Source organism: Flagellimonas sp. ABD4_174, from assembly GCF_056160185.1.
On record NZ_JBSWWP010000002.1, the window covers coordinates 26,312 to 50,218 of the forward strand.

24 protein-coding genes and 1 tRNA gene are annotated in these 23,907 nt (G+C 41.6%); 14 read left to right on the forward strand and 11 right to left on the reverse strand.

All coding sequences use genetic code 11. The annotated features are described in order from the left end of the window. Nucleotides 1-3: 3 nt before the first annotated feature. The 5 genes from ACXAFK_RS14140 (at nucleotide 4) to odhB (ending at nucleotide 6,879) form a co-directional block, all read left to right on the forward strand. Nucleotides 4-1,158, forward strand: coding sequence for a DegT/DnrJ/EryC1/StrS family aminotransferase (locus ACXAFK_RS14140; protein WP_474958190.1), 1,155 nt, complete (start codon nucleotides 4-6; stop codon nucleotides 1,156-1,158). Between the two features lies 1 nt (nucleotide 1,159). Further along, nucleotides 1,160-2,179 (forward strand): UDP-glucose 4-epimerase GalE, encoded by a 1,020-nt coding sequence (gene galE, locus ACXAFK_RS14145; protein ID WP_474958191.1) that lies wholly within the window; start codon nucleotides 1,160-1,162, stop codon nucleotides 2,177-2,179. 39 nt (nucleotides 2,180-2,218) lie between these two features. After that, entirely contained in the window at nucleotides 2,219-2,575 is a 357-nt protein-coding gene (locus ACXAFK_RS14150; RefSeq protein ID WP_474958192.1) for a hypothetical protein, read from the forward strand. 265 nt (nucleotides 2,576-2,840) lie between these two features. Beyond that, nucleotides 2,841-5,639, forward strand: coding sequence for a 2-oxoglutarate dehydrogenase E1 component (locus ACXAFK_RS14155; RefSeq protein ID WP_474958193.1), 2,799 nt, complete (start codon nucleotides 2,841-2,843; stop codon nucleotides 5,637-5,639). Between the two features lie 22 nt (nucleotides 5,640-5,661). Then, a complete protein-coding gene (gene odhB / locus ACXAFK_RS14160) occupies nucleotides 5,662-6,879 on the forward strand; it encodes a 2-oxoglutarate dehydrogenase complex dihydrolipoyllysine-residue succinyltransferase (protein WP_224835530.1) in 1,218 nt (405 codons plus the stop codon). A 67-nt stretch (nucleotides 6,880-6,946) separates the two neighbouring features. Here the strand turns inward: odhB and ACXAFK_RS14165 are convergent, their stop codons facing one another. Next, entirely contained in the window at nucleotides 6,947-7,387 is a 441-nt protein-coding gene (locus tag ACXAFK_RS14165; protein WP_474958194.1) for a retropepsin-like aspartic protease, read from the reverse strand. A gap of 102 nt (nucleotides 7,388-7,489) precedes the next feature. Here ACXAFK_RS14165 and ACXAFK_RS14170 point away from each other — a divergent pair, with 102 nt between their 5' ends. From ACXAFK_RS14170 to ACXAFK_RS14210, 9 genes are all read left to right on the forward strand, one after another. Beyond that, the gene (locus ACXAFK_RS14170) at nucleotides 7,490-8,101 is read left to right on the forward strand and encodes a hypothetical protein (protein WP_474958195.1); all 612 of its coding nucleotides are present in this window, start codon (nucleotides 7,490-7,492) and stop codon (nucleotides 8,099-8,101) included. Continuing rightward, nucleotides 8,098-8,865 carry a TatD family hydrolase gene (locus tag ACXAFK_RS14175; RefSeq protein ID WP_474958196.1) on the forward strand — a complete coding sequence of 256 codons (768 nt, stop codon included), beginning with the start codon at nucleotides 8,098-8,100 and terminating at the stop codon, nucleotides 8,863-8,865. The genes ACXAFK_RS14170 and ACXAFK_RS14175 overlap by 4 nt, the downstream gene beginning before the upstream one ends. Before the next feature lie 3 nt (nucleotides 8,866-8,868). After that, entirely contained in the window at nucleotides 8,869-9,900 is a 1,032-nt protein-coding gene (locus tag ACXAFK_RS14180) for an asparaginase (RefSeq protein ID WP_474958197.1), read from the forward strand. Between the two features lie 66 nt (nucleotides 9,901-9,966). After that, a tRNA-Ser gene (locus ACXAFK_RS14185) sits at nucleotides 9,967-10,054 on the forward strand. 77 nt (nucleotides 10,055-10,131) lie between these two features. Beyond that, the gene (locus tag ACXAFK_RS14190; RefSeq protein ID WP_224835525.1) at nucleotides 10,132-10,860 is read left to right on the forward strand and encodes a MotA/TolQ/ExbB proton channel family protein; all 729 of its coding nucleotides are present in this window, start codon (nucleotides 10,132-10,134) and stop codon (nucleotides 10,858-10,860) included. Between the two features lie 26 nt (nucleotides 10,861-10,886). Continuing rightward, complete coding sequence (locus ACXAFK_RS14195; protein WP_224835524.1) at nucleotides 10,887-11,324, forward strand: hypothetical protein; 438 nt, start codon at nucleotides 10,887-10,889, stop codon at nucleotides 11,322-11,324. Between the two features lie 10 nt (nucleotides 11,325-11,334). Next, on the forward strand, nucleotides 11,335-11,940 hold the full coding sequence (locus ACXAFK_RS14200) for an ExbD/TolR family protein (RefSeq protein WP_224835523.1): 606 nt from the start codon (nucleotides 11,335-11,337) through the stop codon (nucleotides 11,938-11,940). 12 nt (nucleotides 11,941-11,952) lie between these two features. Further along, nucleotides 11,953-12,435: an ExbD/TolR family protein gene (locus tag ACXAFK_RS14205; RefSeq protein ID WP_224835522.1), complete on the forward strand. Its 483-nt coding sequence runs from the start codon at nucleotides 11,953-11,955 to the stop codon at nucleotides 12,433-12,435. A 73-nt stretch (nucleotides 12,436-12,508) separates the two neighbouring features. Beyond that, on the forward strand, nucleotides 12,509-13,198 hold the full coding sequence (locus tag ACXAFK_RS14210) for a porin family protein (protein WP_474958198.1): 690 nt from the start codon (nucleotides 12,509-12,511) through the stop codon (nucleotides 13,196-13,198). Here the strand turns inward: ACXAFK_RS14210 and ACXAFK_RS14215 are convergent. From ACXAFK_RS14215 to rplM, 10 genes are all read right to left on the reverse strand, one after another. Beyond that, the gene (locus tag ACXAFK_RS14215) at nucleotides 13,193-13,795 is read right to left on the reverse strand and encodes a hypothetical protein (protein WP_474958199.1); all 603 of its coding nucleotides are present in this window, start codon (nucleotides 13,793-13,795) and stop codon (nucleotides 13,193-13,195) included. The genes ACXAFK_RS14210 and ACXAFK_RS14215 overlap by 6 nt on opposite strands. Continuing rightward, nucleotides 13,795-15,252: an RNA polymerase factor sigma-54 gene (gene rpoN / locus ACXAFK_RS14220; protein WP_474958200.1), complete on the reverse strand. Its 1,458-nt coding sequence runs from the start codon at nucleotides 15,250-15,252 to the stop codon at nucleotides 13,795-13,797. Before rpoN ends, ACXAFK_RS14215 begins: the two co-directional genes overlap by 1 nt. A 48-nt stretch (nucleotides 15,253-15,300) precedes the next feature. Beyond that, a complete protein-coding gene (gene asnS / locus ACXAFK_RS14225; RefSeq protein ID WP_224835518.1) occupies nucleotides 15,301-16,734 on the reverse strand; it encodes an asparagine--tRNA ligase in 1,434 nt (477 codons plus the stop codon). A gap of 90 nt (nucleotides 16,735-16,824) precedes the next feature. Continuing rightward, on the reverse strand, nucleotides 16,825-19,224 hold the full coding sequence (locus tag ACXAFK_RS14230; protein ID WP_474958201.1) for an efflux RND transporter permease subunit: 2,400 nt from the start codon (nucleotides 19,222-19,224) through the stop codon (nucleotides 16,825-16,827). Nucleotides 19,225-19,299: 75 nt separating this feature from the next. Then, entirely contained in the window at nucleotides 19,300-19,854 is a 555-nt protein-coding gene (gene frr / locus ACXAFK_RS14235; RefSeq protein WP_224835516.1) for a ribosome recycling factor, read from the reverse strand. A gap of 42 nt (nucleotides 19,855-19,896) precedes the next feature. Further along, the gene (gene pyrH / locus ACXAFK_RS14240) at nucleotides 19,897-20,604 is read right to left on the reverse strand and encodes a UMP kinase (protein WP_224835515.1); all 708 of its coding nucleotides are present in this window, start codon (nucleotides 20,602-20,604) and stop codon (nucleotides 19,897-19,899) included. Between the two features lie 132 nt (nucleotides 20,605-20,736). Further along, nucleotides 20,737-21,561 (reverse strand): translation elongation factor Ts, encoded by an 825-nt coding sequence (gene tsf / locus ACXAFK_RS14245; RefSeq protein ID WP_474958202.1) that lies wholly within the window; start codon nucleotides 21,559-21,561, stop codon nucleotides 20,737-20,739. 79 nt (nucleotides 21,562-21,640) lie between these two features. After that, nucleotides 21,641-22,693: a 30S ribosomal protein S2 gene (gene rpsB, locus ACXAFK_RS14250; protein WP_474958203.1), complete on the reverse strand. Its 1,053-nt coding sequence runs from the start codon at nucleotides 22,691-22,693 to the stop codon at nucleotides 21,641-21,643. A 217-nt stretch (nucleotides 22,694-22,910) separates the two neighbouring features. Further along, on the reverse strand, nucleotides 22,911-23,297 hold the full coding sequence (gene rpsI, locus ACXAFK_RS14255) for a 30S ribosomal protein S9 (protein ID WP_224835512.1): 387 nt from the start codon (nucleotides 23,295-23,297) through the stop codon (nucleotides 22,911-22,913). Continuing rightward, a complete protein-coding gene (rplM, locus tag ACXAFK_RS14260) occupies nucleotides 23,297-23,752 on the reverse strand; it encodes a 50S ribosomal protein L13 (RefSeq protein ID WP_224835511.1) in 456 nt (151 codons plus the stop codon). The genes rpsI and rplM overlap by 1 nt, the downstream gene beginning before the upstream one ends. Nucleotides 23,753-23,907: the final 155 nt, after the last annotated feature.

Genomic DNA, 23,907 nt, shown 5'->3' on the forward strand with positions numbered 1-23,907 from the left:
AGGATGAAAAAAATTCAAATGGTTGACCTAAAAGGTCAATATGAAGGTATAAAGACCGAGGTCAACGAAGCCATAGCAGAAATCTTGGAATCCTCTGCATTTATAAACGGACCCCATGTGCAGGCTTTCCAGAGCGAGTTGGAAGAGTATTTGGGGGTTAGGCACGTAATCCCATGTGCCAACGGAACAGATGCGCTTCAAATATGTATGATGGGTCTTGGGTTAGAACCAGGCGATGAAGTGATTACCGCGGATTTTACTTTTGCGGCCACAGTGGAGGTAATTGGGTTGTTGCAATTGACTCCTGTTTTGGTAGACGTTGATTTGGATACCTTCAATATAAATATTGAGGCCATTGAAAAAGCCATAACTCCAAAAACCAAAGCCATAGTGCCTGTGCATTTGTTCGGTCAATGTGCCAATATGGACGAAATTATGGAGTTGGCCCAAAAACATAATTTGTATGTAATAGAAGATAATGCGCAAGCCATTGGTGGTTCATATTATTCGAAAGATGGTTCCAAACAAAAAGCAGGGACCATTGGGCATGTTGGGGCAACGTCTTTCTTCCCTTCAAAAAACTTGGGCTGTTATGGCGACGGTGGGGCTATTTTTACCAACAACGATGAACTGGCACATACCATTCGAGGTATTGTGAACCATGGAATGTACAAACGGTATTACCACGATGTGGTCGGGGTAAATTCAAGACTGGATTCCATACAGGCGGCAGTTTTAAGGGCCAAACTACCTAAATTGGATCATTACAACCAAAAACGCTGGGAGGCAGCAGCAAAATACTCCAAGGCATTCGCAGGACAGGAACATATAGTGGTTCCAAAAATTTCGTGCGGCTGTGAAATCCAAAAAAGTGTATGCGATTGCCATGTGTTCCATCAGTACACGTTGCGGATAACCAATGGCAAACGAGATGGTCTGGTACAACATTTAAACGATAACAGCGTTCCATGTGGTGTATATTACCCAGTTCCACTACATAGGCAAAAAGCCTATCTGGATGAGCGATATAAGGAAAACGATTTCCCTGTAACCAATCAATTGGTGAACGAGGTGATTTCACTACCTATGCATACCGAGCTGAATAATGAGCAAATTGATTTTATTGCCAAATTGGTCATTGACTTCGTAAATTCATAAAATGAAAATACTTGTGACCGGTGGTTTGGGATTTATTGGTTCCCACACCGTAGTGGAATTACAAAATGAAGGGTTTGAAGTGGTTGTTGTGGACAATCTTTCCAACTCATCCTTGGATGTTTTGGACGGTATTGAGGCCATCACCGACAAACGTCCCATTTTTGAAGAATTCGATCTTCGCGAAAAACCAAAAGTGGAATCCTTCTTTCAAAAATATCAGGATGTTGCAGGTGTAATACATTTTGCAGCATCCAAAGCAGTAGGAGAGAGCGTGGAAAAACCCTTGTTGTATTACGAGAATAATCTTGGGGTCTTGGTCTACATACTTAAAGAATTAAAGAAAAAGCAGCGTGCCAATTTTATATTTAGCAGCTCGTGCACCGTTTACGGTCAGGCAGACCAAATGCCAATAACCGAAGAGTCCCCGGTAAAACCAGCCGAATCACCATACGGCAATACAAAACAGGTAGGGGAGGAAATCATTAAAGATAGTTGTAAGGTCAATCCACAGTTAAAAGCTATTGCATTGCGGTACTTTAACCCGATCGGAGCCCATCCGTCCGGTAAAATAGGGGAGCTGCCCATAGGAGTACCTCAAAATTTAGTGCCTTTTATTACACAGACCGGTATGGGGCTGCGAGAACAACTTTCTGTATTTGGAGACGACTATCCTACGGAAGACGGAACCTGTATAAGGGATTATATCCATGTAGTGGACTTGGCAAAGGCCCACGTAGCTGCATTGCAACGTTTGTTAAAGGATAAAAACGAAGCTAACTATGAAGTTTTTAATTTAGGCACTGGCAAAGGAAGTTCGGTTTTGGAAGTTATCCGGAGCTTTGAACGAGTTTCCGGACAAAAATTAAATTATAAGATAGTGGATAGACGTCCTGGCGATGTTGTCCAAGCATATGCGGATACTACAAAAGCAAATAAAGTTTTGGGTTGGAAAGCCATATCCACTCTGGATGAAGCTATGGAATCTGCATGGGAATGGGAAAAAAACGTTAGAAGTAGGTAAACGGAAATCCCAAAGCATCATTTTTCACGTACATCATGTATGTTCCCTAAATACAATAACAGTTTAGAGTTGCTGGAAGGTGTTCGTAAAGAAGACCTGTACCCGAAATTGTTGCAACAGCTAAAAAAGGATTTTGATTTGGCCAATGTGCCAATCAATATTCCCGTGGATATAGCCCCTAAAGAGCTCAAGAGTACCATACATGAAAAGGTGTATTACCTGATCGTCGAAAAATTTCCCGACTATCTCAATTTGTTGTATGTAGTGGATATGCCAGAAAACCAAGTCAAGAATATAGATGCAACCGATGCGGTCGATATCTCTGCTGAGGTATCTTTTTTATTGTTGAAGAGGGAGTGGCAAAAGGTTTGGTACAAGACCAGGTACAGTAGTTGATCTTCAAAAATCGTAAATCCCATCGAAACAAGAGTGCAATTTTAAGTTGACGCAATTTTTTCCGACCTAACCAATGGTTCAGTATATATTATTTTCAGTTTCGGTACGTAAATCTTTCTAAAAATTTCATTTTTATCGCTTTCATGACCAATCTGTAATATAGTTGTAAATTTGAATAAGAAATTAAATGGATTGCAAGCATATAAATGCTAAAACCCGTATTTTTGACTAAAATTTTCCATAAATATTTGGAGAAACATAAGGAATGGACAAATATTCTTTTTTAAACGCTGCGCATACTTCATTTTTTGCGGAGCAATACGATAGATATCTAACGAATCCCGATAGTGTAGAGCCCAGTTGGAGGGCTTTTTTTCAAGGATTTGATTTTGGTTTGGAAAACGCCGCCGAAGATTTGGGGGTGGAATCCGAAAAAGGTGGAATGGTCGTGCTTGCCAATGGAAGGAAAGTCGAGATGCCCGAAACCTTGCAAAAGGAGTTCCAGGTTATTCGCTTGATCGATGGTTATCGCTCTCGCGGACATCTTTTTACCAAAACAAACCCGGTAAGGGAAAGAAGAAAATATGAGCCAACTTTGGAATTGTCCAATTTTGGACTTTCACAGGAAGACATGGGTACCGTTTTCGATGCCGGAAAAATTTTGGGCATAGGGCCATCGTCTCTAAAGAACATAATTGCCCATTTGGAGAGCATTTATTGCGATGCGATCGGTGTGGAGTATATGTACATCCGAACCCCGGAACGTATTCAATGGATTCAGGATTGGTTGAACAAGAACGACAATCACCCCAATTTTACACCAGAAGAAAAGAAAAACATACTTAGAAAACTCAACGAGGCAGTTTCTTTCGAAAGCTTTTTGCACACCAAGTATGTTGGGCAGAAACGGTTTTCGCTGGAAGGCGGAGAATCTTTGATCCCCGCTTTGGACGTAATCGTGGAAAAAGCTGCAGACCAGGGCGTAAAACAGTTTGTCGTAGGCATGGCCCATAGAGGGCGCTTGAACGTTTTGACCAACATTTTCGGAAAATCGCCCAAAGATATCTTCAGCGAGTTCGACGGTAAGGACTACGAAGAAACCATATTCGATGGCGACGTAAAGTATCACTTGGGTTGGACCTCTACGCGAGAAACCGATTCAGGGAAAATAGTGAACATGAACATTGCCCCGAACCCATCACACTTGGAAACCGTTAACTCCATCGTGGAGGGAATCTCAAGGGCAAAACAAGACCGTGACCACGGAGATAATATATCTGAAGTATTACCGATTTTAATTCACGGAGATGCCGCATTCGCTGGACAGGGCGTCGTGTACGAAGTAATCCAAATGGCGCGGTTGGACGGTTATACCACAGGAGGTACCATCCACATTGTAGTGAACAACCAGATCGGGTTTACCACCAATTATTTGGATGCAAGGTCCTCTACCTACTGTACCGATGTGGGGAAAGTTACCCTGTCGCCCGTACTGCATGTAAATGCCGATGATGCCGAAGCGGTAGTGCATGCCACAACATTTGCCCTAGAGTATAGAATGCGTTACAAACGCGATATTTTCTTGGATTTATTGGGGTACAGAAAATATGGGCACAACGAAGGCGACGAACCCAAATTTACCCAGCCCTTATTGTACAAATCCATTTCCAAACACGATAACCCTAGAGATATCTATGCTGCTAAATTGATAGCGGAGGGTATCATCGATGAAAATTATGTGAAGGATTTGGAGGAGAAATATAAAAACGATCTCGAAGAAGATCTTTTGGACTCCCGTAAAATTGAAAAAACCAGGATAACACCTTTTATGCAAGATGAGTGGGAAGGCTTTGAGCAAGTTACCGAAGAGGTAATGCTAAAACCTATGGATACCACATATGATCTTAAAAAGATGGATCAGATTGCACAGAGCATCACAAAGCTTCCAGAAGATAAAAAGTTCCTAAGGAAATTGGTTCGACTGGTAGAAGGTCGTCATAAAATGTATTTTGAGGACAACAAACTCGATTGGGCCATGGGCGAACTATTGGCCTATGGATCATTACTGGAAGAAGGGTACGATGTAAGGATGACAGGTCAGGATGTCGAGAGGGGAACCTTTTCCCATAGGCATGCTGTCATCAAAACAGAAATGCACGAGGAGGAAGTGGTCTTGCTGAACGAGATGGGCGAAAACCAAAACGGAAAGTTCCATATCTATAATTCGCTGCTATCGGAATACGCCGTGATGGGGTTTGATTATGGTTACGCTATGGCAAGTCCAAAAACGTTGACCATTTGGGAAGCCCAGTTTGGAGACTTCAGTAATGGGGCCCAAATCATTATTGATCAATATTTGTCATCCGCAGAAGATAAATGGAAGTTGCAGAATGGATTGGTCCTGTTGTTACCGCACGGTTACGAAGGGCAAGGCGCCGAGCACTCGTCTGCCCGTATGGAAAGATACCTGCAATTGTGTGCCAAGGACAACATGTTCGTGGCGGATGTAACCACACCTGCCAACCTGTTCCACTTGTTCCGTAGACAAATGAAAGCCAATTTCCGCAAACCTTTGGTGGTATTTACCCCAAAGAGCTTGCTAAGACATCCAAAAGTAATGTCTACCAAAGAAGAAATGGCCAACGGCAGTTTTCAAATGGTCATTGATGATGCCGAAGCAAAAGCGGCCAAAGTAAAAAGCTTGGTATTTTGTACCGGTAAATTTTACTATGATCTTTTGGAGAAAAAAGAGGAACTTGGTCGAGATGATGTAGCTTTGGTAAGGGTGGAACAATTGTTCCCGTTGCCGGCAAAGCAAATGCGGGCCATAATCAAAAAGTACAAGAACGCCGACGATATTGTTTGGGCACAGGAAGAGCCAAGAAATATGGGTGCCTGGAGCCATATGTTAATGCATTTGGACGAGGCCAAACAATTTAGGGTGGCATCACGTAGGTTTTACGGTGCGCCGGCAGCAGGTAGTGCAGTTCGTTCCAAGAGACGACATGCCCAAGTATTGGACTATGTGTTCGATAAGAGTAAGGACAATATGTTAATAAGATAATTCAAGTATAAACTATAATAGAATGGTTTTAGAAATGAAAGTTCCCTCACCAGGGGAATCCATTACAGAGGTAGAAATCGCCGAGTGGTTGGTAGAGGATGGAGACTATGTGGAGAAGGACCAGGCCATAGCCGAGGTAGATTCGGACAAGGCAACATTGGAGCTTCCTGCAGAGGAGAGCGGAATTATTACCCTAAAAGCTGAGGTAGGCGATGCCGTAGCGGTAGGTGAGGTCGTTTGCCTTATCGATACCAGTGCGGAAAAACCAGAAGGCGCAGGGTCATCGGCCAAAAAAGAAGAGCCGAAGAAGGAAGAACCAAAAAAGGAGGCTGCCAAAGCAGAGGAACCCAAGAAAGATACGTATGCTTCTGGGACTCCCTCTCCAGCGGCCAAAAAAATATTGGACGAAAAAGGAATCGAGCCATCATCTGTTTCCGGTAGTGGAAGAGATGGCCGTATCACAAAAGATGATGCGGTAAAAGCCAAGGCCTCCATGGGTACGCCAACAGGCGGAAGCCGTGGAGAAAGCCGTTCCAAGTTGTCCATGTTGCGCAGAAAAGTTGCCGAACGTTTGGTAGCTGCCAAAAATGAGACTGCCATGTTGACTACCTTTAACGAGGTGGACATGACGGCAATCTTCGAACTGCGAAAGCAATACAAAGAAGAGTTCAAGGAGAAACATGGGGTTAGTCTTGGGTTTATGTCTTTCTTTACCAAGGCCGTTATCCGTGCATTGCAAATGTATCCTGCGGTAAACTCCATGATCGATGGAAAAGAAATGATCTCTTACGATTTCTGCGATATAAGCATAGCGGTTTCGGGGCCAAAAGGGTTGATGGTTCCGGTAATCAGAAATGCAGAAAATCTTACGTTCCGTGGTGTTGAATCCGAAGTTAAACGTTTGGCGATAAGAGCAAGGGAAGGGGAGATTACAGTAGACGAGATGACAGGAGGTACCTTTACCATTACCAATGGAGGTGTTTTTGGTTCCATGTTGTCTACCCCGATCATTAATCCTCCGCAGAGTGCCATTTTAGGAATGCACAATATTGTGGAACGTGCCATTGTTAGGGATGGTGCCATTGCCATAGCCCCGGTTATGTATGTAGCACTTTCTTACGACCATAGGATTATCGATGGAAAAGAATCCGTTGGTTTCTTGGTTGCGGTAAAAGAAGCGTTGGAAAGCCCGGAAGAATTATTGATGGACGGCAACGTGAAAAAAGCGTTGGAACTATAATATAAAGAGAGTCAAGTGCCCTGAGTATAGTCGAAGGGCCTTGTATTGCTCGAACTTGCAAATGCCTTTACTTTTTTAAGTAGAGGCATTTTTTGTTGTAATCGATTATGGCCTTGCCTTTTTTAAGAATGTCCGCCCCGATAATTCCGTCTACGGGCAATGCATTATGTGCAAGCAGTGCATGGTTCACATGTGAAAGATCGAACACAACTACCTTCTGTTTTTTCTTTGTCCACTCCCCGATCTGTATTTTGTTGCTGGAGGATATCAAAGTTTCCATTTCTGTGGCCCCGGCTCCCGCCGCCTTAATATCGGTAGCTTCCGAAATCATTTCAAAAAACTCGATTTTATCCATTCCAACACAAGTGTTGGAGGCGCCGGTATCCAAAATAAATTTGCCTGTAACACCATTAATGTTGGCCGTAAGCTCAAAATGATCGGTTTGCGTAAATGTCAAGGGGATTTTAATATAATCTTTAGATCTCAGGAATTTTTTAAGTGATGTCATATTATTATATGAGGGAGTGTTGAACCTTGAACGATCAAAACATCTTTTAATATAATCGTAAACAAAGTTTTTGGACGTCTAAGATAAACCTATTTTTGTGTTATGGTTTGTTTTAACAGCAATAAGGTCGTCCTTTCAGTTTTTGCCATGTATTTGTTGGTCGCATGTGATTTTAACAAAAAGGAAATCGATAAGGAGGCTATAGCAAAAGCTTATATCCATGGATTGAATACCTACAATTATGATCAAGTGGTAGGTTTGTTTTTGGACAGTGTTCGGTTCAACGAAATGGATTACAGGAGAACTTTTTCCAAACAAGGGTACAGAGATCTGTTCCAGTGGGATTCTGTATTTAGGCCAAAGTATGTCATTTTGGAAATAAAAGGTAAGGATAACGAACTCCATTTAAAGGTTTCCAAAAAGTGTGATCGCATACTCTTTTTGCAGAATAAACCATTTGTCACACATGAGGTCATGAAGATTGAAGAAGGCAAAATACAAAGTATTGATGTAGTGGAATATTTGGATTTTAATGATGACCTGTGGGTAAGAAATAGAGAACAATTGGTCAACTGGGTCAGTGAGCACCATCCCGAATTGGATGGGTTTATCTATGATCAAACCAAAGTAGGTGCACAAAACTTCACAAAAGCAATGGAATTATACGGCAACAGGAACAATGTTGCGGCAGAGCAAGAAAATAGCAGTAAATGATCATAACAGATACGCATACCCATTTATATAGCGAAGCCTTTGAGGAGGATAGGGCGGAAATGATGCAGAGGGCTTTCGATCAAGGAGTGCAAAGGTTTTTTGTACCGGCAATAGATTCTACCTATATAAAATCCATGCTGGATTTGGAAGCCGGTTATCCCGAGAATGTTTTTCTGATGATGGGATTGCACCCGACCCATGTAAAGGAAAACTATAAGGCGGAATTGGCCATTGTGGAGGAATGGCTGGCAAAACGAAAGTTTTACGCCGTAGGAGAAATTGGAGTGGACCTTTATTGGGACAAAACCTTTTTGAAAGAACAACAAGAGGCATTTGCGCATCAGATCCGACTGGCAAAAAAATATCAATTGCCAATAGTAATACATTGTCGTGATGCCTTTGATGAGGTCTTTGAAGTGCTGGAGCAAGAAAAAGGAGAAGGGCTTTTTGGTATTTTTCATTGTTTTACCGGAACCATGGAACAGGCTCAAAAAGCCATTTCCTATAATATGAAGTTGGGCATCGGTGGGGTGGTTACGTTTAAAAACGGGAAGATTGACCAGTTTTTGCACAATGTTGGACTGGAGCATATTGTTTTGGAAACCGATGCTCCCTATTTGGCACCCACCCCATATCGTGGCAAACGGAACGAGAGTTCCTATATTGTAAATGTATTGCAAAAACTATCCTCCATTTATGGAATGCCGGAGGAAGAAATTGCCGAGATTACGACTAAGAACTCCAAAGACATATTCGGAATCTGACCTATGAAAAAAAAGCCCAACATATTATTGATCTACACCGGGGGTACCATTGGTATGGTAAAGGACTATAAAACCGGTGCGCTCAAGGCCTTTAATTTTGAGGAGCTGGTAAAAAATATCCCAGAGTTAAAACAATTGGATTGTAATTTGCACGGAGTGTCGTTCGAAAATCCCATAGATTCTTCCAACATGAATCCGGAAAACTGGGCGGTCATTGCATCAATTATCGAGTCTCATTACGAAGAAAACGATGGTTTTGTGGTGTTGCACGGTAGCGATACCATGAGTTATTCCGCGTCGGCACTCAGTTTTATGTTGGAAAATCTGGCCAAGCCGGTCATTTTCACAGGTTCCCAATTACCCATTGGGGATTTGCGCACCGATGCCAAGGAAAACCTGATAACCTCAATAGAAATAGCGGCACTTCAAAAAAAAGGCAGGCCAGTTGTGCAAGAAGTCGGATTATATTTCGAATACAAGCTCTACAGGGCCAACCGGACCACCAAAATAAATGCAGAACATTTTGAGGCATTTGATTCATTGAACTATCCTCCCTTGGTGGAATCCGGGGTACATTTAAAGGTGAACGAGAATATTTTATTGAAGAAAACCACCAAAGGCAAGTCGTTGCAGGTGCATAAAAATATGGACAACAATGTGGCGATTTTAAAATTATTTCCGGGATTAAACCGAAAAGTACTGCATTCAGTGCTCCAAATTCCCGAATTAAAGGCGCTTATTTTGGAAACTTATGGTGCAGGAAATGCCCCAATGGACAAATGGTTTTTGTCAGAATTAAAAAAGGCTGCAGAAAAAGGATTGCATATTATTAATGTAACCCAATGCTCGGGAGGCAGTGTTTTTATGGGACATTACGAAACCAGTGAAAAACTCAAGGAGATGCAACTGGTTAATGGAAAGGATATTACGACCGAAGCTGCCATTGCCAAGGCAATGTACCTTTTGGGGACAAGGGTTCCGGACAAGTTGTTCAAGACGATTTTCGAGACACCGCTCCGTGGTGAAATGCTGTAAAATTAACGCCTCAAATTTCTATAACTAATAATTTTTTTGTTTATTGGTCGCCCTAAAAGAAACAATAGAGAGGTGGCCGAGTGGTCGAAGGCGCACGCCTGGAAAGTGTGTATACACCAAAAGTGTATCGAGGGTTCGAATCCCTTCCTCTCTGCAAGGTATTTTAGTTTTTCTATTATAAAATTTTATATCTTTAACATTATTAACTAACTAAATTTAAGTTTAAGTAAAATGAAAAAAATATCCTTTTCTCTGGCTGCTGCCGGAATGTTTGTGATGGGAACTACAACTGCATCTGCAGCAATGTTGCAAGAAGAAGCTGAAGCCAGCAAAGGTTTCACCCAAGTGTTAAAAGAGCAATTTATCCAAGGAGGTCCTGCCTTTATGGGTATCGTGTTGCTTTGTTTGATTTTGGGATTGGCCGTAGCCATCGAAAGAATTATTTATTTGAATTTAGCAACCACCAACTCCGCTAAATTGAAGCAACAAGTTGAGGATGCTTTGGCTTCAGGTGGTGTTGAGGCCGCTAAAGAAGTTTGTAGAAACACTAAAGGACCTGTTGCTTCTATCTACTATCAAGGTTTGGATAGAGTTGACGAAGGATTGGAATCCGCAGAAAAAGCTGTTGTAGCTTACGGTGGTGTACAAATGGGTCAATTGGAGAAAAACGTTTCTTGGTTGTCCTTGTTTATCGCTATTGCTCCCATGCTTGGGTTCATGGGTACGGTAATCGGTATGATTCAGGCTTTCCAGAAGATTGCTGCAGTAGGTAACTTGAGTGCCTCATTGATTGCTGGGGATATCCAGGTGGCGTTATTGACAACCGTATTCGGTTTGATCACGGCGATTATCCTACAGATTTTCTACAACTATATTATTGCTAAAATCGATAGTATCGTAAACGATATGGAAGACAGCTCAATCGCTTTGATCGATATGTTGGCTGCCCACAAGAAATAATTACGAATTAAAAACTATCGAGAATCATGAATAAAATAGTAAAAATATTACTCATCGTCATCGGATTGCTTGCGGCCGTTCTTTGGTTCTCCCTTCCGTCTGCCGATGATCCAGGAGCCATAAATAGCGGCTCAATGAACTTCATGTTCATTATCATGTACATCCTTTTGGCTATTGCAGTTGTAACTTCAGTAGTATTTGGATTTGCAAAATTGTTTTCCACAAAGGGAAGCTTAAAGAAAGCTCTTTTTGCCATTGGTGGATTGGCCATTGTAGTGGCCATATCCTACGGGCTTTCTTCAGATAACATGGCTGTGGTAGAAGCTATGTCCGAAAGAGGCGTAGAGACCACGGAAGGCACTGTGAAAAACATTGGAATGGGATTAAATGTATTTTTTATCCTTACCCTAGTAGCGGTAGTTCTAATGGTTGTACCAGGTTTGAAAAGAATGTTTGTAAAGTAAAAAGTTAATTATGCCTAGAAGAAAAGGAGCACCGGAAGTAAATGCCGGCTCCATGGCGGATATCGCGTTCCTCTTGCTTATCTTTTTCTTGGTGACCACCACCATTGAAACTGATGCAGGTTTGGATCGAATGTTACCGCCGATCGAGCCGCCAGACACAGATGTTGTTATTAAGCAGAAAAACATTTTTACTGTTAATATCAACAAGAATGGACAACTTTTGGTCGAGGATAACTTGATGGAAATTAAGGATTTAAGAAAAGCTGCTACCGCGTTTTTGGAAAACGGTGCAGACGGTACTTGTGCCTACTGTAAAGGTAGAAAAGATCCTTCCTCATCAGATAACCCGACCAAAGCCATTATCTCATTAAAAAATGACAGGGAGACCAAGTATAGTACATACATTACCGTTCAAAACGAATTGGTGGGTGCGTACAACGACCTGCGTAACCGTGAAGCACAACGTTTGTTCGGAAGGGATTTCACCAAAATGGAAGCAGAATACCTTAATCCAGAAACCCCATCCAGCGTTAGAGATGATTTGAAAGACAAAGTGAAACGTATCCAGGATATGTTCCCACAAAAACTTTCAGAAGCAGAAACAACAACCAATTAACAACTATTTAATATGGCTAAGTTTACCAAAAAGAAGGATGGCGATTTGCCAGCGGTATCAACGGCATCGTTGCCAGATATCGTTTTCATGCTACTGTTCTTCTTTATGACCGTGACCACGATGAAAGATAGTTCTTTAATGGTTGCCAATACTCTTCCAAACGCTTCGGAAATAAAGAAGTTGGAAAAGAAAGATCGCGTGATTTATATTTATGTGGGGACACCTACGCAAGAATATCAAAAGGTATTTGGTACAGAACCAAAAATCCAATTGAATGATAAATTTGCCAATGTGGACGAAGTAGGTTCATTTATTTTGGCAGAACGTGCAAAGAAACCGCAAGAACTTCAAAACGTATTGACTACTGCTTTGAAAGTTGATAAGGAAGCAAACATGGGCCTTATCACCGACATAAAGCAACAATTGAGAGAAGTGAACGCTCTAAAAGTGAATTATACCACTTATGAGGGGGATGCTTTTAACAATCTACAGTAGGCAATAGCTTAGATTTAGTGGGAAACGCTCCAAATTTTAATTTGGGGCGTTTTTTGTTTAAATTGTTAATGTAATGCTTCGTAAAATTCTACAGATTTTTTTGGGTATGGTGCTTTTGGTATCGTCCTTGCCCGGCAATGCCCAAACAACTACATCCAATCCGCGTTATTTGGAAGACCAGTTTTATATGGGGGTAGGGTATAATGTTTTATTTGATAAGCCCGAGAATGTATCGCAACGAAACCTCTCTTACAATCTGCAGTTTGGCTTTATTAAGGATATTCCGTTCAATGAGCGAAGAAATATTGGGATTGGTCTGGGATTGGGGTACGCCATTAATGCCTATTACTCCAACGTGATGGCTACGGAAGAGGATAATATAATTACATATGGGATTGTGGACGAGGCCGATTTTAACCGTAGTAAGTTGGGAACCCATGCAATTGAACTTCCATTAGAAATTAGGTGGCGTACTTCCACAGCTGAAGACTATAAGTTTTGGCGGATCTATGCAGGCGCACGTTTAGGGTATGTTTTTTCCGGTAGATCTAAATTGGTTACCGATATGGGGAATACCACCTTTAAAAATCCAGATATCGAGGAATTCCATTACGGTCTCACCCTTAGTTTTGGATACAATACCTGGAATTTACACGCTTATTATGGATTAAATAATTTACTCAAGGAGGGGGCAGAGTTGGAAAATGGTGAACCTATCGATTTTAGTGTGCTCAGGGTAGGTTTAATATTTTATATCCTATAACCAGTACTTCAAAATAATCAGCTGGGAACAGCAACCCAATAAAAAGCCAATCAATAGTTCGTTCTTAGTATGTGCTCTAAGATATAGACGAGAGGTTGCTACCAAGCCTGTAAAAAGGGTGAATAAACTTATTGCTATGGTAATGTTGATCTCAAAATGAATGCTCAGTGCGATCATAAAGGTGAGAATACTTCCCATGCCCAATAAGTGCATGCTAGTCTTAAATTTAAAAAACAACAAAATCAAGGTAGCACTGGTGGCCGTAAGTAAGCCAGTAAAATAGTAAAAGAGCTCGTGTACGTAATTATTGGGGATTACCTTATAAAGTATCATTAAAAAGATGATACAGCTTATATAGAGCGGGTATTTTCGTTCCTGAATAGTAGGTAAAAAGATGGAATTGATTACCCCGAGATTTTTTAAGATCAAAAAGAAAATGATTGGGATGATCACCGTAAGTATAAAAATCGGTAGAATATTGCCGCTCTGTACTTCCAAGGTGCTGTAAGGGGCGATCATAAAATACACAATGGTTCCTCCGATAGGTACGAACAATGGATGGAACAGGTAAGAGATAATATGGAATATGTGGCGCATCAGATTTCTTTTCTTAACCGTGCCACTGGAATCCCAAGTTGTTCTCTATATTTGGCCACGGTACGCCGGGCAATTGGATACCCCCTATCCTTTAAAATGGTGGCTAGTTTCGCGTCTGTTAAAGGTTTTTTCTTCTCCTCGTCCCGAATAACGGTCTCCAAGATTTTTTTTATTTCTTTGGTGGATACATCTTCTCCCTGCTCATTTTTCATAGACTCCGAAAAGAAATCTTTGATCAATTTGGTGCCGTAGGGCGTATCCACATATTTGCTGTTTGCCACCCGGGAAACGGTAGAAACATCCATATCAATTTTATCGGCAATATCCTTAAGGATCATGGGGCGGAGCTTTCGCTCATCACCAGTCATAAAATATTCCTTTTGATATTCCATTATGGTGCTCATGGTAACAAACAATGTCTGTTGACGTTGCTTTATGGCATCGATGAACCATTTTGCCGCATCAAGCTTTTGTTTGATGAACATTACCGTATCCTTTTGGGACTTGGACTTTTCCTTTGCATTTTTATAGCCTTCCAACATATTGCTGTAATCTTTGGACACATGGAGTTCCGGGGCATTTCGGCCGTTAAGCGAAAGTTCCAGTTCGCCATCCACAATTTTTATTGAAAAATCTGGGACAATATGTTCGATTATCCGGGTGTTGCCCGAGTAGGACCCACCTGGTTTGGGATTGAGTTTTTCTATTTCAGAAATGGCATCTTTTAGCTGTTCTTCGGTAATATGATGCTTCTGGACCAACTTGGAATAATGCTTTTTCGTAAAATGATCAAAAGATTTTTCCAAAATGCTTGTTGCCAGCTCTATGGACGGTTTCTGACTTTTACGCTTTAGTTGAATGATCAAACATTCGTCCAACGATCGTGCTGCCACCCCTGGTGGGTCTAGGTCTTGTACAATCTTGAGTACTTGCTCTATCTTCTCTTCCTCTACGTAAATATTCTGTGTAAAGGCAAGGTCGTCCATAATATCGGTAAGTGGCCTTCGAATGTAGCCACTTTCATCCACGCTGCCAACTAGGAACTCGGCAATGGCCCATTCTTGATCATCTAAATAGACGGTATTGAGCTGATTGAGCAAATATTGGTTGAACGATGTGCCTGCAGCATACGGCACGCTCTTGTCATCATCTTCCGCACTATAATTATTGGCTTGTGTGCGGTAATCGGGAATCTCATCGTCACTTAGGTAATCGTCAATGTTGATTTCTTCAGTATCAATGTTTTCACTATCCGCGGAATCATCGTAAGTATCCTCATAAACATCATCCAACGCATCGGATTCTTCCTTGCCGCTCTCCAATGCAGGGTTTTCCTCCAGCTCTTGCTTTAACCTTTGTTCAAATGCCTGGGTCGGCAATTGAATAAGTTTCATGAGCTGAATCTGCTGTGGAGACAGTTTTTGTGAAAGCTTAAACTGTAGATGTTGTTTTAGCATACGGATTGATGATTAGCAATCTTTCCTATGTAAAATAATAAAATCAAATTAAAACTCGGCATTCTGGGGTGTCCTCGGGTAAGGTATCACATCTCGAATGTTCCCCATTCCTGTTGCAAACTGAACCATACGCTCGAACCCAAGGCCAAAACCACTGTGGACCGCTGTGCCGAATTTTCTTAGATCCAAGTACCACCAAAGTTCTTTTTCGTCAATATCCAGTGCTTTTATTTTTTGTTGAAGTACATCCAAACGCTCTTCACGTTGTGAGCCTCCAACAATTTCGCCGATTCCAGGGAAGAGTACATCCATGGCGCGAACCGTTTTGCCATCCTCATTCAAGCGCATATAAAATGCTTTGATGTTGGCAGGGTAATCAAAAAGAATTACTGGACATTTAAAGTGTTTTTCTACCAAAAAGCGTTCGTGTTCGCTCTGCAGATCTGCACCCCATTCATCAATAGGGAACTGGAATTTTTTCTTTTTGTTGGGTTTGCTGTTCTTTAAAATATCGATGGCCTCCGTGTAGGACACCCTTTTAAAATTGTTCTCAACAACAAACTTTAATTTTTCGATCAGGGCCATTTCCGAACGCTCGTTCTGTGGCTTGGTCTTCTCCTCGTCCAAAAGGCGCTTTTCCAAGAATTCCAAATCATCCTGACAGTGATCCAGCACATATTGGATGATATATTTTATAAAATCCTCTGCAAGGTCCATGTTGGCATCCAGATCGTAAAAGGCCATCTCGGGCTCTATCATCCAGAATTCTGCCAAGTGGCGGGATGTGTTTGAGTTTTCCGCTCTAAAAGTGGGGCCAAAGGTGTATACCTTGCCCAAGCCCATGGCGTAGGTCTCTGCCTCTAACTGACCAGATACGGTAAGGTTGGTCTCCTTTCCAAAAAAGTCTTGGGAATAATCCACATCCCCGGCATCGTTCAAAGGTGGGTTTTTGGCATCCAAAGTAGAAACACGGAACATTTCACCTGCACCCTCGGCATCGGAACCGGTTATGATAGGGGCATGCATATAGTAAAAGCCATTTTGCTGAAAATAGCTGTGTACTGCAAAGGATAACATAGATCTTACGCGCATTACAGCTGAAAATGTATTGGTGCGTACCCTTAGGTGGGCTTTTTCGCGTAAAAACTCCAACGAATGTTTTTTGGGCTGGATAGGGTAGGTCTCCGGGTCGGCTGTACCATGCACGAAAATATCCGTAACCTGGATCTCCACACTTTGTCCACGACCTTGACTTTCTTCCAGAGTTCCTGAAATTTTTAATGCAGCTCCTGTAGAAATTTGTTTGAGGATCGTATCGTCCAAATTTTCAAAATCAACTACACATTGTAGGTTATGAATGGTGGAACCATCGTTCAAGGCGATAAACCTGTTACTTCTAAATGTTTTTACCCATCCATTTACTTCAACGGAATCTCCTACGGGTTGCTTTTCCAGCAATTCTTTTATGGAATAAGACATCATTCTAAAACTATCGTAATTAAGTTGGTAAAGATAGGTTTTTGATAAAAAATGATGGCAATGGAACGGCTTAATTTATGGCCATTCCATCCACTATTTGTCCTTGAGGTTATCCTCTTCCTTTGGTAAAATGTCGATTTGAGGTTTTTTGAGTACTTGTTTATTGGCAATGCTCCTTTCTAAAGAAAGCAGAAGTGATGGCAATAAGATCAAATTGGAGAGCATAGCGAACAATAAAGTTGCAGAAACCAATCCGCCCAAGGCCTTGGTTCCCCCAAAACTCGAAATAATAAAGACCGAAAACCCGAAGAACAATACAATGGAAGTGTAGAACATACTAACACCGGTCTCTCGAAGAGCTGCATACACCGACTTTTTAATGTGCCAACGATTGGCAGTGAGTTCTTGGCGGTATTTAGCTAAAAAATGAATAGTATCGTCCACTGAAATACCAAAGGCGATACTAAAAACGAGAATAGTGGATGGTTTTATGGGGACACCCAAAAAGCCCATAACACCTGCGGTGATCACCAACGGCAATAAGTTGGGGACCAAGGATATGATTACCATTTTATACGAGCGGAACAAATAGGCCATGAACAGGGAAATAAGTCCGATCGCCAAAGCCAGGGATAATAATAGGTTTTTCACCAAATACTTGGTTCCTTTTAGGAAAAGCAGCGCCTTGCCTGTCATAAAAACATTGTACCGTTCCGATGGGAACTGTTTGGTAATGGCTTCCTGTACATCCTTTTCTATTTCCTCCATGCGATCTATTTTAACATCGCGCATGTAGGTGGTCAAACGTGCAGTTTGCCCAGTACTGTCCACAAAACTTTGTAGGAGGTCGGTTTCTCCGGTTGACGATTTTTGAACAGTGCTCATTATAAATGTGTTCTCTTGACTGGTGGGCAGTTGATAGTATTTAGGGATGCCATTGTAAAATGCCTGTTTGGAATATTTTACCAGATCAACAATGGAAATGGGCCTAGAGAGTTCGGGAATTTCATCGATTACCGTTCCAAGTTGGTCCATACGCTTTAAAGTGGCTGGTTTTGTAACCCCATTTTTTCGTTTGGTATCCACTACAATTTCCATGGGCATTATACCATCAAACTCGGCCTCAAAAAACTGGATATCCTTATAAAAATGACTTTTCTTTGGTAGATCCTCGATCCTACTTCCTGTAATCCGCATCTGATAAATTCCGATAATGCTCAAAACCAGAACCGCTACGGTGGTAATGTACACGGCAATTCTGTGGTTTCGTACCATATTTTCCATCCAATTGACAAAAAAGTCCATCCATTTTTTGTTCAAGTGCTTTAAATGCTTGGTCTTGGGCAACGGCATAAAGCTATAAATGATAGGTATGATCAGTAGGGATAAAATAAATATTCCGATAATATTGATGGAGGCTACAATGCCAAATTCCCGTAACAATTGGCTATCTAAAATGATGAAGGTGGCAAAACCAGATGCGGTGGTAATGTTTGTCATTAATGTGGCATTGCCGATCTTAGAGATAACCCTTTGTAGGGAGAGGGCTTGGTTGCCATGCTTTTTTACTTCTTGCTGGTATTTGTTGATCAAGAAAATACAGTTGGGAATACCGATTACAATGATCAATGGAGGTATAAGGGCCGTAAGTATGGTGATCTCATACTGCAAAAGTCCCAATATGCCAAAAGCCCACATTACACCTATGATCACAACACACATAGAGATAAATGTGGCCCTAAAGCTTCTAAAGAAAAAGAAAAAGATAATGGAGGTGACCAGAAGGGCACCTACAATAAAAAGGCCAATTTCATCTACAATGGATTTAGTGTTCCAAGTTCTTATGTAGGGCATTCCGGAAACATGGACATTCATTTGGGTCTCTTCCTCAAAATCGTTTACCAGTGCCCCAAGGTCGTTAAGGATAAATTCGTTCCGAACGGCAGTGTTCATGATGTCCTTGTCCAGGTACACTACGGTTTGAATAGTACCTGTTTCGGGATTGTACACCAAATTGTCGTAAAATGGCAGTTCTTTGAACAAGTGGTTTTTAAGGGACTCAATTTCCTGTGCGGTTTTTGGTGGGGCCGGAATAAGGGGCTGCATTGCAAAAGCCTGGGTGATGCTGTCCTTGACAAGTTCTTTCAAGTTCTCGAGAGAAATCACATAATCCACCTCTGGAAATGCGTCGAGCTGTTTGCTCAAAGTATTCCAGCGGTTAAAATTTTTAGGGGTGAACAGAGCCGGATCCTTAACGGCCAGTACAATGGCATTCCCTTCTTCTCCAAAAATTTTGGTAAAGGAATTGTACTCAATGGTAGCTGGGTGGTCATCTGGAAGAATATTGGCCTCGGTGTTGGAAAAACGCATATTTTTCCACTGCATCGCCAAGAAAACAGTGAATCCGGCAACCCCCAAAAGAATGAGGATTCTATTTCGGAGAATAATTCTTGCGACCTTAGGCCAAAATCCTTTAGTGAGCTTTGCTACCATGTGGGTTTTGTTGGCCGCAAAGGTAGAAAATGATATGTTGTGTTCCTAGAAAAGACCGTAGTCAAAATTGAAGTTTTACACCTTCATGATCTCGGCTTCTTTTGCCGTTAAAATGCTATCGACTTTTTCACTGTAGGAATTGGTAAGTTCCTGAACATCGACCTCGGCATTGCTCAAAAGATCCTCGGAAATATCCAGTGCTTTAAGCTCTTTGTTGGCGTCTTGCCTTACGCTTCGGATGCTTACTTTTGCATCTTCGGCTTCGGATTTTGCCTGTTTGGTCAGTTGAACCCTTCTTTCTTCGGTCAAAGGTGGAACGTTGATGATGATCATGTCGCCATTGTTCATTGGATTGAAGCCTAAATTGGCATTCATAATGGCAGTTTCTATTTCACCAAGAAGATTTTTTTCCCAAGGTTGAACGGACAAGGTTCGCGCATCGGGAGTATTGATGTTGGAAACTTGGGAGAGCGGAGTCTGTGATCCATAGTAATCTACCATTACCGTAGATAGCATCATTGGGCTGGCTTTGCCGGCCCTGATCTTTGTCAATGCTTTTTGTAAGTGTGCGATGCTGGCATCCATGCTTTCCTTTGCACTATCAAGAATAAATTTTACTTCTTCGTCCATAATTATAAATATATAAAAACTGAATCCATTATCTGCGTTCAACTACACGTTGACCACTGTTCCAATATTTTCTCCTGAAACTATTTTCATTAAGTTGCCACGTGTGTTCATGTCGAAAACAACGATGGGCAATTCGTTTTCCTGACTGAGGGTAAAGGCGGTTGTGTCCATTACTTTGAGCCCTTTGGAAAGCACTTCGTTAAAAGAGATGGAGTCGAATTTGGTAGCCGTTTTGTCCTTCTCTGGGTCAGATGTGTAAATTCCGTCCACTCGTGTACCTTTTAAGATAACATCCGCTTTGATCTCAATAGCTCTCAGTACGGCTGCGGAGTCGGTGGTAAAGTATGGATTTCCGGTTCCCCCTCCAAAAATCACCACTCTGCCTTTTTCCAAATGGCGAATAGCTCTTCTTCTGATAAAAGGTTCTGCGACCTCATTGATTTTTATGGCCGATTGTAACCTGGTCTGCACCCCTCTTAGTTCAAGGGCACTTTGCAGTGCGAGGCCGTTGATCACTGTTGCCAACATGCCCATATGGTCTCCTTGGACCCTATCCATACCTTGGCTAGCTCCGGCCAATCCCCGAAAAATGTTTCCCCCGCCAATTACAATGGCCACTTCTACACCTTTATCGATTACTGATTTTATTTCTTCGGCATATTCATCCAATCGCTTGGCATCTATACCATATTGTTTTTCGCCCATTAGGGCTTCGCCGCTTAGCTTTAATAAAATTCTTTTGTAATGCATTAAAAGTATATTGAAGTCCGGACAAAAATAATCAAAATATTTTACGGGAAATGAAGAATTCTAGGTTTGATACCATCACAAAAAAACCGCTTCTTTTGGGAAGCGGTTTAGTGAAATTATGTTGTAGGCAAATTAACCAAGTGCCACTCTTGCGAATCCTGTAACTTCCAAACTGGAGTCTACAGACTTAACATATTGGGAAACACTTTGCTTGCTGTCTTTGATAAAATCTTGGTTTACCAAGGTGTTGTCCTTAAAGAAACGCTTCAATTTACCTTGGGCGATCTTGTCCAACATTTCTTCTGGTTTGCCTTCTTGGCGCAATTGATCTTTTGCGATTTCGATTTCTTTGTCAATGATCGATTGGTCAACACCATCCTCGTTCAATGCAACAGGGTTCATAGCAGCAGCTTGCATGGCTACATCTTTTGCGGCTTCGGCGGCACCGTCAACATTGGCGGACAAACCTACCAAAGTGGCGATTTTGTTGCCAGCATGTATGTATGAACCTACGAAAGGGGCATTCAATTTTTCAAAGCTTCCGATTTCGATTTTTTCACCGATAACCCCGGTTTGCTCAGTCAATTTATCAGCTACGGTCATTCCATCGTAGGAAGCAGCTAAGAAATCTTCTTTGCTTTCGAAACCTAGTGCAATATCGGCCAAATCGTTGGCAAGCTTTACAAAACTATCGTTCTTGGCAACAAAGTCAGTTTCGCAGTTCAATGAAATTGCAACTCCTTGTGTATTGTCGCTGTTTACCTTTGCAATGGCAGCACCTTCTGAAGATTCTCTATCAGCTCTTTTTGCTGCTACTTTCTGACCCTTTTTTCTAAGGATCTCTATTGCCTTATCAAAATCACCTTCTGCTTCGACCAAAGCTTTTTTGCAATCCATCATTCCAGCTCCGGTGGTCTTTCTTAATTTATTTACCTCTGCGGCGGTAATCTTTGCCATTTTCTTTTCTTTTTAAATTTTATATAAAGTAAAACACTATTGCCGTGTTTTGGATTAGGACAATGTTAAATAAGTGGGTTTATTCAACACCGCCTTTTACGCTGTCTTGCCATTCTTTAAGTTCGTCCCATTTTCCATCGGCGGCCATTTTAGCTTGTTTTGGCCAAGAAGTTGGGTCCAAGTGAGCTAAAGTTGAGCTAGCTTCGGTCAAGATTTCCTTGATTTTTTCAGCGTCTGCATCAGCTAGGTCTGCATAGGATTTTACGCCACTTGCTGCCAAAGCTTCGGCGGCTTTTGGTCCAACACCTTCAATTTTGGTAAGGTCGTCCGCTTTAGCTTCAGCTTTTGGAGCGGCTTCAGCTTTTTTTGCAGGTTTTTCTTCGGTGGCTTTATTTTCCTTGTTGGTGTCCTCTTCCTTGTCTTTACCGTTGTTTTTCTCGCTCTTGCGCTCTTCCAATCCTTCTGCTACGGCTTGTGTAACAGACTCTAGGATAGCTTCAATGGATTTACCGGCATCGTCGTTGGATGGGATGGCATAATCTACATCACGTGGGTCGGAGTTGGTATCTACCATTGCAAAAATTGGAATGTTCAATTTTTGGGCTTCTTTTACGGCAATGTGCTCACGCATGGTATCCACGATAAACAGGGCTCCTGGCAAACGTGTCATATCGGCAATGGAACCTAAGTTCTTTTCCAATTTTGCACGCAAACGATCTACCTGCAATCTTTCTTTTTTGGATAGGGTGTTGAATGTACCGTCTTTCTTCATTCGGTCGATAGCTGCCATCTTTTTAACAGCTTTACGAATGGTTACAAAGTTGGTCAACATACCACCTGGCCATCTCTCTGTGATGTACGGCATGTTTACCTTGGATACTTTGTCCGCTACAATGTCCTTTGCTTGTTTTTTTGTGGCTACAAAAAGGATTTTTCTTCCTGAGGCTGCAATTTTTTTAAGGGCCTCGTTGGCCTCCTCAAGTTTTGCAACTGTTTTGTAGAGGTTGATTACGTGAATCCCATTTCGCTCCATGTAGATGTACGGAGCCATGTTCGGATTCCACTTTCTTGTTAGGTGTCCAAAATGCACACCTGCTTCCAGTAAGTCTTTTACTTCAATTTTACTTGCCATTTTTGTACTTAGTTTACGTTCCGTTGTAAGTAGCAATGGGTTGGTGGTCACAAAAAATGTTCGCCCGGCCCATTTAGATGCTAAACTAGTTTCCAAAAGTCGATTTGTTTTTCCTTTTGGAACAACGACAACTTTGTTAAAAATTTAACCCTGAAATATGTATGCTTTCAGGGTTTTCAATGAACTTATATATAGATGGGCAAAGGCCCAAAGTATATTAACGTTTGGAGAATTGGAATTTCTTACGGGCTTTCTTCTGACCGAATTTCTTCCTTTCCACCATTCTCGGGTCTCTTGTTAATAACCCTTCTGGTTTAAGAACAGTTCTGTTCTCTGCATCTATTTCGCACATTGCTCTGGACAAAGCCAAACGAACGGCCTCTGCCTGACCTGTGATACCACCGCCGTAAACATTTACTTTTACGTCGTAGTTGCCTTCGGTTTCTGTTAAGGCAAAAGGTTGTTTTACTTTGTATTGCAATGTACCTGTGGTAAAGTAATCGTTAAGATCTCTTTTGTTGATGGTAATGTTTCCTGAACCTTCGGAAACATAAACTCTGGCCACAGCTGTTTTTCTTCTACCTATCTTATGAACCACTTCCATTATTTGTAGTCGTTTAAGTTTATAGCTTTTGGTTTTTGCGCTTCTTGTCCGTGCTCTGCCCCTGCGTAGACCTTAAGGTTTCTGAACAGGTCGGCTCCTAATTTATTTTTAGGAAGCATTCCTTTTACGGAGTTTTCGATAATGCGCTCAGGATGTTTTTCCAATACTTCTAGTGCGGAAGCAGAACGTTGTCCACCTGGATACCCAGTGTATCTTTGGTATTCTTTATCGTTCCATTTGTTACCTGTCATGTCGATTTTCTCTGCATTGATGACGATAACATTGTCTCCACAATCAACATGGGGGGTAAAGTTGGTCTTATATTTCCCTCTAAGTATTTTGGCTACTTTAGACGCCAATCTTCCTAAGGTCTGTCCTTCAGCATCAACCAATAACCATTGCTTGTCAACAGTAGATTTATTGGCGGAAATAGTTTTATAACTTAATGTATCCACTTCTCGAATATTATTGATTTAAATAACCTATCCCGATTAACGGGCTGCAAATGTACAATTATTAGATTGAATTACAAACGGTTGATCGGGAATATTTTTCCACTTTTTTCAAATTCAATCTTTAGGGGTGGAAAACGGCTGTAAGATAATCTTGA

What these genes read in the sequence shown, in the direction of transcription:
- ACXAFK_RS14140 (WP_474958190.1), top strand. Translation starts at nt 4, where the DNA reads ATGAAAAAAATTCAAATGGTTGACCTAAAAGGTCAATATGAAGGTATA.
- galE (WP_474958191.1), top strand. Translation starts at nt 1,160, where the DNA reads ATGAAAATACTTGTGACCGGTGGTTTGGGATTTATTGGTTCCCACACC.
- ACXAFK_RS14150 (WP_474958192.1), top strand. Translation starts at nt 2,219, where the DNA reads ATGTTCCCTAAATACAATAACAGTTTAGAGTTGCTGGAAGGTGTTCGT.
- ACXAFK_RS14155 (WP_474958193.1), top strand. Translation starts at nt 2,841, where the DNA reads ATGGACAAATATTCTTTTTTAAACGCTGCGCATACTTCATTTTTTGCG.
- odhB (WP_224835530.1), top strand. Translation starts at nt 5,662, where the DNA reads ATGGTTTTAGAAATGAAAGTTCCCTCACCAGGGGAATCCATTACAGAG.
- ACXAFK_RS14165 (WP_474958194.1), bottom strand. Translation starts at nt 7,387, where the DNA reads ATGACATCACTTAAAAAATTCCTGAGATCTAAAGATTATATTAAAATC.
- ACXAFK_RS14170 (WP_474958195.1), top strand. Translation starts at nt 7,490, where the DNA reads ATGGTTTGTTTTAACAGCAATAAGGTCGTCCTTTCAGTTTTTGCCATG.
- ACXAFK_RS14175 (WP_474958196.1), top strand. Translation starts at nt 8,098, where the DNA reads ATGATCATAACAGATACGCATACCCATTTATATAGCGAAGCCTTTGAG.
- ACXAFK_RS14180 (WP_474958197.1), top strand. Translation starts at nt 8,869, where the DNA reads ATGAAAAAAAAGCCCAACATATTATTGATCTACACCGGGGGTACCATT.
- ACXAFK_RS14190 (WP_224835525.1), top strand. Translation starts at nt 10,132, where the DNA reads ATGAAAAAAATATCCTTTTCTCTGGCTGCTGCCGGAATGTTTGTGATG.
- ACXAFK_RS14195 (WP_224835524.1), top strand. Translation starts at nt 10,887, where the DNA reads ATGAATAAAATAGTAAAAATATTACTCATCGTCATCGGATTGCTTGCG.
- ACXAFK_RS14200 (WP_224835523.1), top strand. Translation starts at nt 11,335, where the DNA reads ATGCCTAGAAGAAAAGGAGCACCGGAAGTAAATGCCGGCTCCATGGCG.
- ACXAFK_RS14205 (WP_224835522.1), top strand. Translation starts at nt 11,953, where the DNA reads ATGGCTAAGTTTACCAAAAAGAAGGATGGCGATTTGCCAGCGGTATCA.
- ACXAFK_RS14210 (WP_474958198.1), top strand. Translation starts at nt 12,509, where the DNA reads ATGCTTCGTAAAATTCTACAGATTTTTTTGGGTATGGTGCTTTTGGTA.
- ACXAFK_RS14215 (WP_474958199.1), bottom strand. Translation starts at nt 13,795, where the DNA reads ATGCGCCACATATTCCATATTATCTCTTACCTGTTCCATCCATTGTTC.
- rpoN (WP_474958200.1), bottom strand. Translation starts at nt 15,252, where the DNA reads ATGCTAAAACAACATCTACAGTTTAAGCTTTCACAAAAACTGTCTCCA.
- asnS (WP_224835518.1), bottom strand. Translation starts at nt 16,734, where the DNA reads ATGATGTCTTATTCCATAAAAGAATTGCTGGAAAAGCAACCCGTAGGA.
- ACXAFK_RS14230 (WP_474958201.1), bottom strand. Translation starts at nt 19,224, where the DNA reads ATGGTAGCAAAGCTCACTAAAGGATTTTGGCCTAAGGTCGCAAGAATT.
- frr (WP_224835516.1), bottom strand. Translation starts at nt 19,854, where the DNA reads ATGGACGAAGAAGTAAAATTTATTCTTGATAGTGCAAAGGAAAGCATG.
- pyrH (WP_224835515.1), bottom strand. Translation starts at nt 20,604, where the DNA reads ATGCATTACAAAAGAATTTTATTAAAGCTAAGCGGCGAAGCCCTAATG.
- tsf (WP_474958202.1), bottom strand. Translation starts at nt 21,561, where the DNA reads ATGGCAAAGATTACCGCCGCAGAGGTAAATAAATTAAGAAAGACCACC.
- rpsB (WP_474958203.1), bottom strand. Translation starts at nt 22,693, where the DNA reads ATGGCAAGTAAAATTGAAGTAAAAGACTTACTGGAAGCAGGTGTGCAT.
- rpsI (WP_224835512.1), bottom strand. Translation starts at nt 23,297, where the DNA reads ATGGAAGTGGTTCATAAGATAGGTAGAAGAAAAACAGCTGTGGCCAGA.